This is a genomic window from Jatrophihabitans sp., assembly GCA_036389035.1.
Classification (GTDB): domain Bacteria; phylum Actinomycetota; class Actinomycetes; order Mycobacteriales; family Jatrophihabitantaceae; genus Jatrophihabitans_A.
Genome location: DASVQQ010000016.1, coordinates 85,962 through 101,359, shown reverse-complemented (window position 1 = coordinate 101,359; position 15,398 = coordinate 85,962). Strand labels below are relative to the sequence as shown.

Below are 15,398 nucleotides of genomic sequence, written 5' to 3'. Positions count from 1 at the left end.
AGCGCCATCCGGAGGGAAAAGCCTTCACCTGACACGAAATAGCTGTCACCAATTCCGTATTCAGGACTTACTTCGTGTTCAGAAGGGTGTTCAGCTCAGCTGGCGGGCCAGGAAGTCCAGCACCTGCGGGTAGGCGTCGAGCTGGTTGGCGCGCTTGGCCAGGCCGTGACCCTCGTCCGAATAGACCAGCAGCTGGCATTCGACGCCGTTGGCGCGCACCGCGGCCACCACCTGCTCGGCCTCGGACAGCGGCACCCGCGGGTCGTTGGCGCCGTGGATCACCAGCAGCGGCGCCCGCACCCGGTCGATGATCGGCAGCGGCGAGGCGGCCTCGAGCACCGCCAGGTCCTCGGCCAACCGGCCGTATTCCCTTTCCCGGTAAGCCCGCCGGTAGGCTGAGGTGTTCTGCAAGAAGGTGACCAGCGACGAGATGCCGACGATGTCGACGCCGGCGGCCCACAGCCCGGGATGGAACGCCAGGCCGGCCAGCACCATGTATCCGCCGTAGGAACCGCCGTACAGCGCCACCCGGCCGGGGTCGACTCCCACCGTCGGCAGCCAGTCGCGCACCGCCACCAGGTCAGCCACCGAGTCCAGGCGCTTGTCCACGTCATCGAGTGACAGCCACCGCCGGCCGTAACCGGTGGAGCCCCGGACATTGGGCAGCACCACGGTGTGCCCGGCCAGCGTCAGGGCGGCCGCGACCGGGTTCCAGCTGCGCACCGACGCGGCCTCCGGGCCGCCGTGGATGATCAGCACCGCCGAGCCGTCCGGTTCGGGCGGGGTCAGCACCAGCACCGGGATCTGCTCGCCGTCCGGCGTCGGCACCCGCGCCGAGCGGGGCTGCGCCAGGCCCTCGGTGGCGGCTGCCGGATTGCTGGTGCTCCGCCGCTCGGCGGTGTCACCGGCCCGCCAGGTGTAGACCTCCGGCGGCTGCACCGGCGAGCCGAACGTCATGCCGAGCGCGCTGGAGTCCGGCGCCCAGACCGGGTCCGCCCAGAAGGTCAGCACCCCGGGATGCGGAAAGCGGACCGGCCGACCGGCGCCGAGCCCGGTGACGTCCCAGTCGGTGATCGCGAGCTCGTCGGCGCCGTCGCGGGTGCTCACCACCGCGACCTGCCGGCCGTCGGGCGCGGCCCAGCCGAACACGTCGCACTCGGGCGCCTGCGCCACGGTCGACCAGCGCCGGCCGGCCAGCTCGAAGTGGCGCAGCGAGACGAACTCCGCGCCGGCGTCGGAGGAGGCCAGCAACCCGGTCGAGTCCGGCAGCCACCGCAGGTTGGACCAGTTGCCGGGCACTCCCGCGTCGGTGATCGGCTCAGCCTGCCCGGTGCCGGTCTCGACCAGCAACAGCTCGGAGGAGGCAGCCACCGTGGTCAGCCGGGACAGCGCCAGCCAGCGGCCGTCCGGTGACAGCCGGGCGTCGGTGAACCAGCCGCCGCTGTTCCACAGCACCTGCTCGTGACCGGTCTCCAGCGTGTGCACGACGACGTCGAAGTCCACGCTGTTGCGGCGGTTGGTGGCATAGACCAACCGGCCGGGCTGGACGTCGAGCAGGTTGTGGATGAAGTCCGGGTCATGGACCAGCGGCTGCAGGCCGGCCGGCCGATCGGCCTGACCCGGTTGATCCGCCTGACCCGGTTGATCCGCCTGACCCGGTTGATCCAGGCGCAGCAGCGACAGCTGGGTGCGTTCGGTGCCGCCGGTGTCGGCCGACACCACCACCGCCCGCTCACCCGGCAGGTAGCGCCCACTGCATGGCTCGCCCAGGTCGGTGAGCTGGGTCCAGCCGCCGTCGCCGGACAGCTCGTAGAGCTGGGTCGAGCCGCTGTCGTCATTGCCCACCAGCAGCCGCTGCTCGGAGTCGATGTCGAGCAGGGTGCTGCGACGCAGCTCGAGAAGTTCGCTGAGCCGGTTCGGGGTTTGCCTCATGCCAGCATCGTCGCATCCGACTGCTAGACATCAGCCATGACCTTCTCGGCTCCGGTGGCGGGCCACAGCGAGGACCCGCCGCGCCCCAGCGAGGACCTGCCGCGCCCCAGCGAGGACCGGGCACAGCTGCGCGAGCAGGCCGAGGCGACCCTGCGGGCGCTGGCCGGCCCGGCCGCCGAGCTGCGAGAGGATCAGTGGACGGCGATCGAGGCCCTGATGGTGGACCGGCGTCGAGCCCTGGTCGTCCAGCGCACCGGGTGGGGAAAGTCGGCCGTCTACTTCGTCGCGACCGCCCTGCTGCGCGCTCGCGGCGCCGGCCCGACCGTGATCATCTCGCCGCTGCTGGCCCTGATGCGCAACCAGATCGCCGCCGCCGAACAGGCCGGCATCCGGGCCGCGACGATCAACTCGACCAACCTGGAGGACTGGGCGGCCAGCTACGCGGCGGTGCACCGGGGCGAGCTCGACGTGCTGCTGCTGTCCCCGGAGCGGCTGAACAACCCCGAGTTCCGCGACCAGGTGCTGCCCCGGCTGGCGGCCACCTGCGGCCTGCTGGTGGTGGACGAGGCGCACTGCATCAGCGACTGGGGCCACGACTTCCGGCCGGACTTCCGCCGGTTGCGCACCCTGCTGCCGCAGCTGCCGGACGGCATACCGGTGCTGGCCACCACGGCGACGGCCAACAGCCGGGTGGTGGCGGACGTGACAGAGGTGCTCGGGCTGGGCAGCCCGGCCGGTGAGGCGCCGGGTCAGCGAAGCGATGAGGTGCTGGTGCTGCGCGGCAGCCTGGACCGCGAGTCCTTGCAGCTCGGCGTGCTGTCGCTGGCCTCGAGCGCGCACCGGCTGGCCTGGCTCGCCGACCAGCTCGGCACGCTCGCCGGCTCCGGCATCATCTACACCCTCACGGTGGCCGCGACGCACGAGGTCGCCGGCTACCTGCGCGAGCGCGGTCATCCGGTGGCGGCCTACTCGGGCCAGACCGAGCAGACCGAACGGCTGGCTGCCGAGGACGACCTGATCAACAACCGGGTGAAGGCGCTGGTGGCCACCTCCGCGCTGGGCATGGGCTTCGACAAGCCGGACCTCGGCTTCGTGATCCACTTCGGCGCGCCGGCCTCGGTGATCGCCTACTACCAGCAGGTCGGACGGGCCGGCCGGCGGCTGGACCGCGCGCCGGTGATCCTGCTGCCCGGCCCCGAGGACCAGGCGGTCTGGGACTACTTCGCCTCGGTCGGCTTTCCGGGCCCGGGCCAGGTCCGCCAGGCGCTGGAGGTGCTCGGCAGCAGCCCGGCCCCGATGAGCACCGCCGCGCTGGAGCCCCGGATCGAGCTGTCCCGGGCCCGGCTGGAGACGATGCTGAAGGTGCTGGACGTCGACGGCGCGGTGCGGCGGGTCAAGGGCGGCTGGGTCGCGACCGGGCAGCCGTGGCAGTACGACGCCGAGCGCTACACCAGGCTCAACGAGGTGCGCCGTGCAGAGCAGCAGGCGATGCGCGAGTACCTGCGCCTGACCTCGTGCCGGATGCGTTACCTGCGGACCCAGCTCGACGACCCCGCCGCCGAGGACTGCGGACGGTGTGACAACTGCGGCGGGCTGTCGCTGAGCGCCGCCGCCCCGGCCGCCGCGGTCGCCGAGGCCGAGGCCAGCCTGAAACGCCCCGGCGTGGTGCTGGAGCCGCGCCGGCAGTGGCCGTCGGCGATGGAATCGCTGGGGGTGCCGGTCCGGGGCAAGATCGCCGCCGCCGAGTCGGCCGAGCCCGGACGGGCCATCGCCCGGTTCACCGACCTCGGCTACGGCAGCCGGGTCCGGGCAGCGCTGTCCGAGGCCGGCCCGGACGGCCCGGTTCCCCCGGAGCTGATCACGGCCAGCGTCAGCGTGCTGGCTGACTGGGGCTGGCAGTCCCGTCCGGTGGCAGTGCTGCACGTCGGCTCGCTGCGCCGGCCGCTGCTGGTCGCCGACCTCGCCGCCCAGTTGAGCCGGATCGGCCGGCTGACTGACCTCGGCCCGGTCGAGCACCTCGGGCGGTCAGAGACCGGGCGGTCCAACAGCGCCCAGCGGCTCAAGGGCTGCTGGGACAGCTACCGGTTGCCGGCCCGCCTGGGCGAGCAACTGGCCGGTGAGCACCGGGGGGCGCCGGTGCTGCTGGTCGATGACTTCTGTGACACCGGCTGGACCCTGACCGTGGTGGCCAGGCTGCTACGGGCAGCCGGCGCGGGGGAGGTATACCCGTTCACATTGGGCCTGACCGGCTGAAGCCGGCCCCGGAGTATCCAATCGGTATAAAAGAAGCGGACACCACGGGTGCTCAGGCCCTATCCTTGCCCTACGAGGGATAAGGAGCGCGCCATGTCGACGACTCTTCTGATCATCGCAGCGGTGATCATTCTGGCGGTGTTCGGGGCGCTCTACTGGTGGAGCCGCAAGTCAGAGCGTGACATCAGCTACGACAAGCCCGGGCTGTCCGATGAGCAGGCCAGCGCGCTCCGGTTCGGCATCGCCGTCAGCAGCCAGGGCCTGGGCGGCGGGCCGCTGTAGCGCTTCCCGGCAGCCGGCCCTGCCGACTTCAGTCCGACTGAGGCCGGCCTCAGTCCTGGACCTAGTCCGGCCTCAGTCCTGGACCGAGGTGGTGACCGGAGCGGGGACGAGGCAGCCGGCTGGCAGCTCGAACCACCGCAGGCCCTCGAAGTCCGTCGAGACGAACCGGGCTGCGGGTGGGGCAGTCGGCCCGCCGAGCGCCTCAGCGGCAGTGGCCTCAGCCGCTTCGGCGGCGGCGGCGGCGAACAACGTGTCGGCCTCGGCCAGGTAGCGGCGCAGCTCGCTCTCCGGAGCACGCTCCTGCTGACGCGGATAGCTCATCTCGCCCTGCTCGTCATAGCTGACCTGGCTGAGCCGCATCGGCGGTTCGGCCGGGCCACGGCGATGGCGCCACAGTCCCGTCACCGGGTCGAACTGGTAGTCACCGAGCAGCCGCCAGCCGTTCCGGGCCACCTGCTGGACCGCTTCGACGATGTAGTCGAAGACCGGCTCGGAGATGAAGTAATTGAAGTTGACCCGGACCCAGCCGGGCTTGATCCCCTCGCAGCCACCGGTGATCTCGCGCTCGAAGGCGTGCGAGCGCTCGATGTCGATGCCCAGCAGCCGGTGGCCGTAAGGTCCGGCGCACGAGCAGCCGCCGCGGGCCTGGATGCCGAACAGGTCGTTGAGCAGCGCCACCACGAAGTTGTGGTGCAGGTAGGGCCGGGTGCCCGACTCGCCGCTGCGCACCACGAACGACACGATGGACAGCCGCTCGGAATCGAGGTTGCCCAGGATCTCGATGGCCGGTTCCCGCATCCAGGCCTGCACCGCGCGCCGCAGGTAGTGCTCCTCGTGCGCCCGGATCACCGGCAGGCCGACGGCCTGCTGCAGCTGGAACACCAGCCCGGCCCGGATCGACTCGACGATGGCCGGCGTGCCACCCTCCTCGCGATGCGTCGGATCGCTGAGGTAACGGTGCTCGTCCGGGTTGACGTAGGCCACCGTGCCGCCGCCGGGCACCACCGGCACCCGGTTGGTGAACAACTCCCGGCGGGCGATCAGCACGCCGGGGGTGCTGGGGCCGCCGATGAACTTGTGCGGGCTGAGGAAGACGGCGTCGAAGTAGGCCAGCGGATCGCTGTCGGAACCGGCGTTCATCGAGATGCCGACGTAGGGCGCCGCGGCGGCGAAGTCCCAGAACGACAGCGCGCCGTGCGCGTGCAGCAACGCCGCGATCCGGGCGGTGTCGGTGACGATGCCGGTGACGTTGCTGGCCGCGGAGAAGGAGCCGATCTTCACCGTCCGGTCGGCGTAGTGCAGCAGCTGGCGTTCCAGCGCGTCGGCGTCGAGGTGGCCGTCGGCGTCCTGCTCGATCATCACCACATCGGCGATCGACTCCCGCCACGGCAGCTCGTTGGAGTGATGCTCGAACGGGCCGATGAACACCACCGGGCGCTCGGCCGCCGGGATCGCGTGGCTGAGCTGGTAGCGGTCCTCCAGGCCGGCCGGGATCCGCAGCCCCAGAATGCCGATCAGCTTGTCGATCGCGGCGGTGCAGCCCGAACCGGCGAAGATCACCACCGTGTCGTCGTCGCCGCCCACCGCGTCCCGGATGATGCGGCGGGCGTCCTCGCGCAGCCGGGTGGTCTGCAGGCCGGTGCCGCTGGACTCGGTGTGGGTGTTGGCGTAGCGGGGCAGCACCTCGTCGCGGATGAAGTCCTCGAGAAAGCCCAGGGCCCGTCCGGAGGCGGTGTAGTCGGCGTAGGTCACCCGCCGGGGCCCGTACGGGCCGGGCATCACCTGGTCATCGCCGATCACCGAGTCCCGGACCCGGCGCAGCAGCGCGGTTTCCGGCGGGGCGTTGCCGTTGCTCGGGGCCGGAGTGTCGGCGGTGACGATGCTCATGCCCGTCAGGGTAAGCCCGGCGTGCCGCCGGGCATGCGTTTATCCATGCCAACCGGCGGTGTCCCAAGGGCTGGTACTCAACCTCGGCCTGATCAAATAGGGGGATGGACGACAAAGTGACAGTGGCGCAACTGCTGGTGGACGGCTACGACCGGATCAGACAGGAGGTTCAGGACACGCTGACCGCCCTGTCACCGGAGCAGCTGGCCTATGCGCCGGCGCCGGGATCGAACTCGATCGGCTGGCTGATCTGGCACCTGACCCGGATCCAGGACGACCACATCGCCGACGTCGCCGGCCTCGAGCAGGTCTGGACCGCCGGTGGCTGGCACGAGCGGTTCGAACTGCCCTTCGACAGCTCCGACACCGGCTACCGCCACCAGCCCGAGCAGGTGGCCGCCGTCCGGGTGCCGTCGGTCCAGCTGCTGCTGGACTACCACCAGGCCGTCTTCTCCCAATCCCGGCAGTACCTGGCAGGGCTGTCCGAGCGAGACCTGGCCCGGATCGTGGACGACTCCTGGGACCCGCCGGTGACTCTGGGCGTGCGGCTGGTCAGCGTGCTGTCCGATGACCTGCAACACGCCGGACAGGCCGGTTACCTGGTAGGGCTGTTGAGCCGGGTGTCCTGAGGCGCGGCCGGCAGCCAGACCGTGAGGGTGGTGCCGACGCCCAGCTCGGACTCGATGTCGACGGCGCCGCCGTGCCGGTGCACGATCTCCTGGACGATGGCCAGCCCCAGGCCGGTGCCCGGCAGCGCGGCCTCGGCGGCATTGGAGGCCCGGAAGAACCGGGTGAACAGGTTCGGGTACTCATCCGGCGGGATGCCCATGCCGGTGTCGCGGACCTGGATCAGCACGCCGTCATCGTCATCGGCCGGTTCCAGGGTGACCAGCACGCTGCCGCCGGCCGGGGTGAACTTCAACGCGTTGGAGATCAGGTTGGTGAAGACCTGCTCCAGCTGCTGCGGGTCGGCCTGCACGCTCAGGCTGTCCTGGGAGACGCCGAGCTCGAGCTTGACGTCGCTGGCCGAGGCCAGCGGCGCCATCGCGGTCAGCACCGACTGCAGCAACGGCCGCAGCTGCACGGTGGCCAGCTCCAGCCGCAGCCGGCCGGCGTCGATCCGGGACTGGGTGAGCAGGTCCTCGATCAGGTTGCGCAACCGGGTCGCGTTGCGGTCGATGATGCCCAACATCGCCGCGGCGTTGTCCGGCAGCTGCCCGGCGTCGCCGTCCTGCAGCATCTCCAGGTAACCGCTGATCGAGGTCAACGGCGTGCGCAGCTCGTGCGAGACGGTGGCGATGAAGTCGGCCTTGGCCTGGTCGAGTTCACGCAGCAACTGAACCGCCTGGTTCTGCCGCTCGATCACGTGCGACTGCACCAGGCTGTGCGCCAGGTCGGCGGCCAGGTGCTGGGTGATGCCGGTCTCGGTGAGCGTCCAGTGCCTGGAGTGCCCCGCCATCGACACCCACAGCAGGCCGAAGGCGCTGGCGCTGTCGCCGATCGGCACCACCAGCGAGGCGCTGGCGCCGATCGCCTGGGCCAGGGCGAACGAGCCCCGCCCGGCGATGGTCGGCTCGTAGGTCCGGTGATCGTCGATCGTGATGATGTGGGCGGTCTCCCAGAGCCGGTTGGCCAGCGCCCGCGTCATCTCCAGCTGCTCGGGCCCGCCGTCGGGCAACGGCTTCAACGGCTCGCGCTGCCACTGCGCGGTCAGCTGGGGCACCCGCTCGTCGGCGAAGATCTGCAGCCAGACCCGGTCGGCCTCCATCGCGTCGCCCAGGCCACGGACCAGCAGATCGGCCATCTGGGCGCCGTTGGTGGTACGCCGGATGGTGGAGGCGATCAGCCTGGTGCGCTGGCGGAACACCTCGGCGTCCCGGTCGACGATGGCTTCGGCCCGGGCCCGGCGGCCGACCGCGTTGACCGCCCGGGCCAGCGCCCGCACCTCTGACGGGCCGTCCTGCTCGTTGGCGCGGGCGCCGAGGTCACCGCGGTCCAGCCGCCCGACCACCGTGCGCAGCGCTCGCAATGGACGGCTCAGGCCGGCAGCGATCCGGAAGGCCAGGATCGCGGCGATCAGCACCGCCAGCGCGGTCGTGACGATCAGCACCGGGATGGCCAGGTTGCCCAGCCGCTGGGATTGCTCCCGCAGCCGGCGGCGGTTGTCGTCGAGGCTGGTGCCGACCACCGCGTCGGCCTGGCGGAAGCGGTCGAAAAGCCGCTTGGCGCTCTGCTGCTGGGCTGCCGCGACCGCCTTCGCGGGGCGAGCCGAGTCGGCGATCGGGTCGGCGTAGGACTCCAGCCACTGCTTGGCCAGCGCCCGCTCGGTGGCGAGCGCGGCGTCCAGGCCGTGCTCGCCGATCTCGTGCAGGTGGGCGCCGGTGGCGTCCAGAGCGGGCAGGATCTTGCTGCGAGCGCTTTGGTAGGGCTCCAGGAAGGCTTTCTCGCCGAAGAGCAGGTAACCACGGACAGCGGTTTCCGCGTCGAGCATCAGGGTCAGCGCCGCGTCGTGCTCCTCACCGGCCGGGCCGTATCCCCTGGCAAGGTCTGTGGCGTGGTCGGTGGCGGCCTGGACGGCGAGCACGCCGGCCGTCCCGACTGCGACCAGCAGTAACAGCAACAACAGCACGAGCCTGCGCAGTCGGGTGCCGACCGCGTCACGCGAGTCGGCGGAGACGACGCTATTGGTCACGCGGGCGTCCACCCGAGCACCGCATTCACGCGCGAGACCAGATCCCTGGGGCTGAACGGTTTGACAATGTAATCGGCGGCGCCGACGGCGAAGCCTGAGTTGATGTCGAATTCCTGGCTCTTGGCGGTCAGCAGGATGACCGGGATGGTGCGGGTGCCGGGGTCCTTCTGCAGCCGGGTGAGGATCTCGATGCCGGAGATGCCAGGCATCATCACGTCCAGCAGGGCGACATCGGGCCGGTGTTGGTGCGTCGCTGCCAGCGCCTCAGGGCCGTTGCTGTAGGCGATGACCTGGTAGCCGGCGGCGCTCAACTTCGCCTTCACCAGCTCGCGGATGTCGCGGTCGTCCTCGGCGATGAGCGCGACCGGCAGCCTTTTCTCGGGCATCGGCTCGTTCGTCATGGCGGTGAGCCTTTCTCCCCGTGGTGCGCAACCTTGTGGTTCTGGCCCCCGTCAGACCCCTTGAATCATCCCTCGGATAGCTCGGGACGCAAGCCGCAACGCAGTTGGACATGCATAGCAAATCTAGCCGCTCCTCCGGATGGGTCAATTCCAGTCGCTTGGGTGGCCCTGCGCAGCCGGTACCGGACGGTGGTGGGATGCAGGTGCATCTGGGTCGCGACCCGGCCCACGTCCGAGCCCGCTTCCAGGTAGTTCAGCAGCGTCCACGCGCCGTCAGGGTCGGACTCGATCAAGGAGCTGATCCGCGGATCGAGCAAATGCTGTTGTTCGGATAGGCAATTCTCGATCGCGGTGATCAGCAGTCGGGGTCGTGCGGTGTCGAAACCGGCCACCGGGTCTGTTCTTGGACCGGCTCGGGCGACGGTGAGCGCGAGCTCGGCGCCCCGGCGCGACTGAGCCGCGGTCAGTACCGAATCCACGATCGGGCCGATCGCCGCCCGAGCTGCCGGGTCCAGATGACGGCGCACCGCGCCCATCGCCTGGCGCAGCATCGCCGTGGCGGCGCTCACGCTGTCCAGCGCCGGCAACAGCAGGTACACCCGGCCCTGGAGCTGCTCGACCAGGGCGGCGCGCCGGTAGGCGGCGGCGTGCACGGTGAGGATCGCGGCCAGCTCGTCCAGCTGCGATCCGGCGGTGGCGGCATCGCGGGGCTCCGGGCCGAGCTCGACCACCGCCACCGCGCACGGCTGCCGGGCCGCCCGCCCGAGCCGGGCCGGCACGCTGGGCACTGCGGCGCTGGCAGGACTGGGCGGGTCGGCGCTGTCCGGGCCGGCGCTGTCCCGGCCGACGCTGTCCGGGCCGGCGCTGTCCGGGCCGACGCCCAGCAGGCCGGCCAGCTCGGAACCGGCCGGCTGCCTGCCCCGCGAGACCAGCTGGGCGGCGGTGATCCGGGCCGCGCCCAGCAGCGCCTGCTCGGCGTGCGGTTCGAAGTCGCCGCTGCCCTGCTGCAGCCAGATGGTGGCCAGCTGCCGGTCACCGGCGAACACCCCGACTGCCAGCCGCCGGCGTACCCCGGACTCGGGGTGCTCGGCGATCTCGACCACCTCCTCCGAGGAGGCCAGCCGGTCATAGACGCCCCATTCGCGCAGCAGCGCCAGGTACTGCGACGGCCCGCTGCGTCCCAGGATCGACAGCCGCCGCAGCTCGTCGACCTCGTCACTGGATCGCGAGTAGGCCAGCACCCGCGCCGAGGTGTCCTCGATAGTGACCAGGCCACCGGTCAGGGTGGCGATCGTCTGCGCCAGCTCGGCCAGCTCGTCATCGGCCCGGATGGCCGCCGGCGTCAGCCGGTTCAGCAGCTGCCGGTGCAGCTCGCTCCAGCTGTGCTCGGGGCCCAGCCAGTCCAGCCGCACCTGCTCAGCGGCCGCCCGTCGTTCCAGCTCGTCCTGCTCGTCCGGGGCGGCCGGCCGGCGCAGCAGCACCGCCGCGGCCCCGGCCGCCCGGGCGCTGGCCAGCAGCTCGGCGGCGCCGGCCGGGTCGACGCCGACGCCCAGCACCAGGTCCCCGGCCGCCAGCGGCGCGCCCGGGTCCTGCGGGTCGGCGACCGCGACCGCGGTGGCCGCCGGGAAGCGCCGCAGGAGGGCGATCGCGGCGTCCCTGCTTGCATAGGCGGAATTCACAATTGCGATGTTATCCATTTCGAGCAGCCACGGTGGCCTCGAACGGCCTACCGTGGACGTCATGGACGCCGTCACCCAGATTCCCGTACCGCGCAACGAACCGGTGCTCGAGTACCGGCCCGGCTCCGCCGAGCGCGCCGCCCTGACCAGCAAGCTCGCCGAGCTGGCAGCCGAACCCGTCGAGATCAGCTGCGTGATCGGCGGTGAGCACCGAATGGGCAGCGGCCGGCTCGGGCAGGTCGTCCAGCCGCACAAGCACTCCCACGTGCTGGGCACCTACACCCACGCCGACCAGCAGGACGCGCTGGACGCCATCGCCGCGGCCAAGGCGGCCGCTCCGGCCTGGCAGGCACTGTCCTACGACGACCGGGCCGCGGTCTTCCTGCGCGCCGCGGACCTGCTGTCGGGCCCGTGGCGGGCCACCCTGAACGCCGCCACCATGCTCGGGCAGTCCAAGACCGTGGTGCAGGCCGAGATCGACGCCGCCTGCGAGATGATCGACTTCTGGCGGTTCAACGTGGCCTTCGGCTCGCAGCTGCAGCAGGAGCAGCCGATCTCCTCACCCGGCGTCTGGAACCGGCTGGACCACCGGCCGCTGGAAGGGTTCGTCTACGCGATCACGCCGTTCAACTTCACCGCGATCGCGGGCAACCTGCCGACCGCGCCGGCCCTGATGGGCAACGTGGTGCTCTGGAAGCCGTCGGAGACCCAGCTGCTCTCGGCGCACTTCACCATGCTGCTGCTCGAGGCGGCCGGCCTGCCCCCGGGGGTGATTAACCTGCTCACCGGTGACGGCCTGGCCGTCTCGGAGGCGGTGCTGCCCCATCCTGACCTGACCGGCATCCACTTCACCGGCTCGACCGCGACCTTCCAGCACCTGTGGAAAGAGGTCGGCACCAACATCTCCGGCTACCGGACCTACCCGCGGGTGGTCGGTGAGACCGGCGGCAAGGACTTCGTGCTGGCCCACCCGAGCGCTGACCTCGACGTCCTGCGCACCGCGCTGATCAGGGGCGCCTTCGAGTACCAGGGACAGAAGTGCTCGGCCGCGTCGCGGGCCTACCTGCCGGCCTCGCTGTGGTCCCGGCTCAAGGACGAGCTGGCCGCCCAGGTCGACGCGCTGGCCATGGGCGACGTCACCGATTTCGGCAACTTCATGGGCGCGGTGATCGACCGGCGGTCCTTCGACCGGTTGGCCGCCGTCCTGGACCGGGCCAAGAACGATCCGAAGCTGGAGATCATCGCCGGCGGAACCGCTGACGACAGCGAGGGTTTCTTCATCCGGCCGACCGTGCTGGTGTCTGATGACCCCACCCACGAGGTGTTCTCGACCGAGTACTTCGGGCCGATCCTGTCGATCCATGTCTATGACGACAGCGCCGGCGCCGACGCCGCGTTCGACAAGGTCCTGGACGTGGTCGACTCCGGCGCCTCGTACGCCCTGACCGGCGCGGTGATCTCCACCGACCGGCAGGCGATCGCCCAGGCCCAGCAACGGTTGCGGTTCACGGCCGGCAACTTCTACGTCAACGACAAGCCCACCGGCGCCGTCGTGGGCCAACAGCCCTTCGGCGGTTCGCGCGCCTCGGGCACCAACGACAAGGCGGGTTCGGTGCTGAACCTGCAGCGTTGGGTCTCGCCCCGAGCCATCAAGGAGACCTTCGTGGCGCCCACCTCCGTCGAGTACCCCGCCCAGCAGCCAGAGTCAGCGCCGGAACCGGCGGGGGAGTAGCCGCGATGGCCCTGCTTCGCCAGCCGTTGCTGGCCGCCGCCCGCTCGCCGCGGCTGCGGTCGGTGGCCGAGAAGTCCAGGCTGACCCGCCCGGTGGTGAACCGGTTCGTGGCCGGCGCCACCGAGGCCGACGCGCTGCGGGTGACCGCCGAGCTGGCAGCGGCAGGGCTGCTGACCACCCTGGACTTCCTCGGCGAGGACACCACCTCCGCCGAGCAGGCCGAGCACACCGTCCGGGCGTACGAGTCGGTGCTGGCCGGGTTGGCTGGACTGGCGCCGGCCGGTGACGCCGAGGTCTCGGTGAAGCTGTCGGCGATCGGCCAGGCACTGCCCGGCGACGGTGAGCGGATCGCGCTGGAGGGCGCCCGCCGGATCTGCCAGGCGGCGGCGAACGTGGGCACCACGGTGACCATCGACATGGAGGATCACACCACCACCGACTCGACGCTGGACATCGTCGGCAAGCTGCGGCAGGACTTTCCGTGGGTCGGCGCGGTGTTGCAGGCCTACCTGCGCCGGACCGAGGCCGACTGCCGCGAGCTGGCGACGCCCGGTTCCCGGATCAGGCTGTGCAAGGGCGCCTACGCCGAGCCCGAGTCGGTGGCCTTTCAGGGCGAGGAGGTCGAGGACTCCTACCGCCGGTGCCTGGGCGTGCTGTTCGGCGGCCAGGGCTATCCGATGGTGGCCAGCCACGACCCGGCGATGATCGCCGCCGCCCGCTCGCTGATCGTGCAGAACAAGCGGTCGGCTGACAGCTACGAGTTCCAGATGCTGTACGGGATCCGGCCGGAGGAGCAGCGCTCGCTCGCCGCGGCCGGTCACCGGATGCGCGTCTACGTCCCCTACGGCGACGAGTGGTACGGCTACTTCATGCGCCGGCTCGCCGAACGGCCGGCGAACCTGACGTTCTTCCTGCGCTCGCTGACGTCCAAGAAGTAGCCGCTAGCCCCAAGAAGTAGCCGCTAGTCCAAGTAGCCGCTAGTCATACAGCGCCTCCAGCAGCCACTGCTGGGCGGCGAGGTCGAAGCACACCAGGTAGGCCCGCCCGTTGACGTCGACCAGTTGCATCCGGGCCAGCTGCCTGGCCGACTCGGGGTCCCACCACCGCTCGTCCACCGGCCACGGACCGGCCCAGGCGGTCACCGCGGCGGCCGGCGCAGCGGGGTCAGCGGCTCCGACATAGCGAGCCGGCGCGGCCGGCAACGTGCCCCGGTCGGTCACCAGCACCGTCCGGCCCGTCTCGTCGAGCACCTGGACCGGCTGGGGCGGGTCGATGATCACCGAGGGCGCCGGGGACGGCAGCCGGCCCGGCCACGGCTGGTCAGCGGGCTGCTCGCGGTCATCACCCCACGGCACCAGCCTGGTGCGCTGGGCCGGCCCCCGGCCGCCGCCGAGCACCGGGGTCCGCACCGAGCCGTGGCCGAGCAGGGTCTGCACCCGGGCCAGCGCCCGGTGAGCACGCTCGTCCACCGCCCCCTCACCGCCCCAGAGGGCGCGCTGATGGGTGCCGGTGGGAACCGTCTCGACCGGAGTCAGCCGCAGCAGGCTCACCGGCCCGGACGGCGCGTTCAGCTCGCCGGCCGCCCGGTTCAGCCAGCCCTCCAGCTGCCAGCGGACCCGGTCGGTCACGTCGACGGCGGTGAGCACCCCGGCATGGCGCCAGCGCCGTACCGTCTCCTCGCCCCGGTCGGTCTGGGCGACCAGCTCGAAGCAGGTGCAGGCCTGGCCGTGCTCGGCCAGCTCCGAGACGAACCGCTCGATCGCGCCGCGGGCGCTGAAGGCGATGGTGTCGACCCGGTCCAGCGGCGGTTCGAGCTCGATGCTGACCTCGAACTCCGTCGGCGGCAGCCGGCCGGCGATCGGCCGGCTGTCCAGGCCGGCTGCCTGCCGGTGCGCCCAGGCCCCCGTCGGCCCGAACCTGGCCTGAGCGTCGGCGATCGGCAGCGCGGCGAAGGCGCCCAGGGTGCGGATACCCAGCCGTTTCAGCAGGTCGACCAGGCCCGGGTCCTCCAGCGTGCCGATCGGCAGCTCGCCGAGGAACTCCGCCGAGCCGCCCGGCGCGACGATGATGCCGCGGCGGGCTGCCTGCTCGGCGGCGAAAGCCCCGTCCGCGACCCCGATCAGCACGTCGTCGGTGTGCTCGGCGATGCCTTGCGCCAGGGCATGCAGGACGGCCGTCTCGCCGCCGAAGTACCGGGTGGCACCGCGGACCCCGATCATGGCGAGCCCCGGGCGTCCGAGTTCCACTCCGAGCGCCACGGACTCGATCGCGGCCAGGATGGGTTCGAAGGCGCGGGCCTCCGCCGCCAGGTTGCGTGGCAGGACCGCCAGCTCGGGGCAGCGTGCCTGGGCCTCCCGGCGGCGCAGGCCGCGCCTGATGCCGAGCTTGCGCGCGGCGTGCGAACAGGCCACCACCCGGTTGGCGGTGAACACCGCGACCGGTTCGGTGTCGGCCAGGCCGGCCGCGGTCCGGGCGACGGTGACCGGCCAGTCCGGGCACCAGACCGCGGCCATCCGGGGTGGCGAGCTCATAGCCACCCG

Annotated in this window: 11 protein-coding genes; 5 read left to right on the top strand and 6 right to left on the bottom strand. The window is 71.5% G+C overall.

Translation table 11 applies throughout. The features are described 5' to 3' along the window. Nucleotides 1-90: 90 nt before the first annotated feature. Nucleotides 91-1,932: a S9 family peptidase gene (locus VF557_11785; GenBank protein ID HEX8080885.1), complete on the bottom strand. Its 1,842-nt coding sequence runs from the start codon at nt 1,930-1,932 to the stop codon at nt 91-93. Nucleotides 1,933-1,968: 36 nt separating this feature from the next. On the opposite strand from VF557_11785, the gene VF557_11780 reads away from it, so the two are divergent. Both VF557_11780 and VF557_11775 read left to right on the top strand, forming a co-directional pair. Further along, a complete protein-coding gene (locus VF557_11780; GenBank protein ID HEX8080884.1) occupies nt 1,969-4,185 on the top strand; it encodes a DEAD/DEAH box helicase in 2,217 nt (738 codons plus the stop codon). A gap of 93 nt (nt 4,186-4,278) precedes the next feature. Beyond that, complete coding sequence (locus VF557_11775; GenBank protein ID HEX8080883.1) at nt 4,279-4,467, top strand: hypothetical protein; 189 nt, start codon at nt 4,279-4,281, stop codon at nt 4,465-4,467. A gap of 72 nt (nt 4,468-4,539) precedes the next feature. Here VF557_11775 and VF557_11770 read toward each other — a convergent pair whose 3' ends face one another. Then, on the bottom strand, nt 4,540-6,354 hold the full coding sequence (locus VF557_11770) for an aminotransferase class V-fold PLP-dependent enzyme (GenBank protein HEX8080882.1): 1,815 nt from the start codon (nt 6,352-6,354) through the stop codon (nt 4,540-4,542). 104 nt (nt 6,355-6,458) lie between these two features. Here VF557_11770 and VF557_11765 point away from each other — a divergent pair, with 104 nt between their 5' ends. Then, nucleotides 6,459-6,983 carry a DinB family protein gene (locus VF557_11765; GenBank protein HEX8080881.1) on the top strand — a complete coding sequence of 175 codons (525 nt, stop codon included), beginning with the start codon at nt 6,459-6,461 and terminating at the stop codon, nt 6,981-6,983. Here the strand turns inward: VF557_11765 and VF557_11760 are convergent. From VF557_11760 to VF557_11750, 3 genes are all read right to left on the bottom strand, one after another. Beyond that, entirely contained in the window at nt 6,950-9,046 is a 2,097-nt protein-coding gene (locus VF557_11760; GenBank protein ID HEX8080880.1) for an ATP-binding protein, read from the bottom strand. The genes VF557_11765 and VF557_11760 overlap by 34 nt on opposite strands. Next, nucleotides 9,043-9,447 (bottom strand): response regulator, encoded by a 405-nt coding sequence (locus VF557_11755; protein ID HEX8080879.1) that lies wholly within the window; start codon nt 9,445-9,447, stop codon nt 9,043-9,045. The genes VF557_11760 and VF557_11755 overlap by 4 nt, the downstream gene beginning before the upstream one ends. 65 nt (nt 9,448-9,512) lie before the next feature. Then, a complete protein-coding gene (locus VF557_11750; GenBank protein ID HEX8080878.1) occupies nt 9,513-11,126 on the bottom strand; it encodes a helix-turn-helix domain-containing protein in 1,614 nt (537 codons plus the stop codon). Between the two features lie 61 nt (nt 11,127-11,187). On the opposite strand from VF557_11750, the gene pruA reads away from it, so the two are divergent. Continuing rightward, complete coding sequence (pruA, locus tag VF557_11745; protein HEX8080877.1) at nt 11,188-12,858, top strand: L-glutamate gamma-semialdehyde dehydrogenase; 1,671 nt, start codon at nt 11,188-11,190, stop codon at nt 12,856-12,858. Nucleotides 12,859-12,863: 5 nt separating this feature from the next. Further along, on the top strand, nt 12,864-13,796 hold the full coding sequence (locus VF557_11740) for a proline dehydrogenase family protein (protein ID HEX8080876.1): 933 nt from the start codon (nt 12,864-12,866) through the stop codon (nt 13,794-13,796). A gap of 39 nt (nt 13,797-13,835) precedes the next feature. Here VF557_11740 and VF557_11735 read toward each other — a convergent pair whose 3' ends face one another. After that, on the bottom strand, nt 13,836-15,389 hold the full coding sequence (locus VF557_11735; GenBank protein ID HEX8080875.1) for a DNA polymerase Y family protein: 1,554 nt from the start codon (nt 15,387-15,389) through the stop codon (nt 13,836-13,838). Between the last annotated feature and the right edge of the window lie 9 nt (nt 15,390-15,398).

Bases quoted from the DNA above. Each gene is read 5' to 3' on its own strand.
- VF557_11755 (HEX8080879.1), bottom strand. From the start codon at position 9,447: ATGACGAACGAGCCGATGCCCGAGAAAAGGCTGCCGGTCGCGCTCATC.
- VF557_11735 (HEX8080875.1), bottom strand. From the start codon at position 15,389: ATGAGCTCGCCACCCCGGATGGCCGCGGTCTGGTGCCCGGACTGGCCG.
- VF557_11765 (HEX8080881.1), top strand. From the start codon at position 6,459: ATGGACGACAAAGTGACAGTGGCGCAACTGCTGGTGGACGGCTACGAC.
- VF557_11780 (HEX8080884.1), top strand. From the start codon at position 1,969: ATGACCTTCTCGGCTCCGGTGGCGGGCCACAGCGAGGACCCGCCGCGC.
- pruA (HEX8080877.1), top strand. From the start codon at position 11,188: ATGGACGCCGTCACCCAGATTCCCGTACCGCGCAACGAACCGGTGCTC.
- VF557_11740 (HEX8080876.1), top strand. From the start codon at position 12,864: ATGGCCCTGCTTCGCCAGCCGTTGCTGGCCGCCGCCCGCTCGCCGCGG.
- VF557_11775 (HEX8080883.1), top strand. From the start codon at position 4,279: ATGTCGACGACTCTTCTGATCATCGCAGCGGTGATCATTCTGGCGGTG.
- VF557_11785 (HEX8080885.1), bottom strand. From the start codon at position 1,932: ATGAGGCAAACCCCGAACCGGCTCAGCGAACTTCTCGAGCTGCGTCGC.
- VF557_11770 (HEX8080882.1), bottom strand. From the start codon at position 6,354: ATGAGCATCGTCACCGCCGACACTCCGGCCCCGAGCAACGGCAACGCC.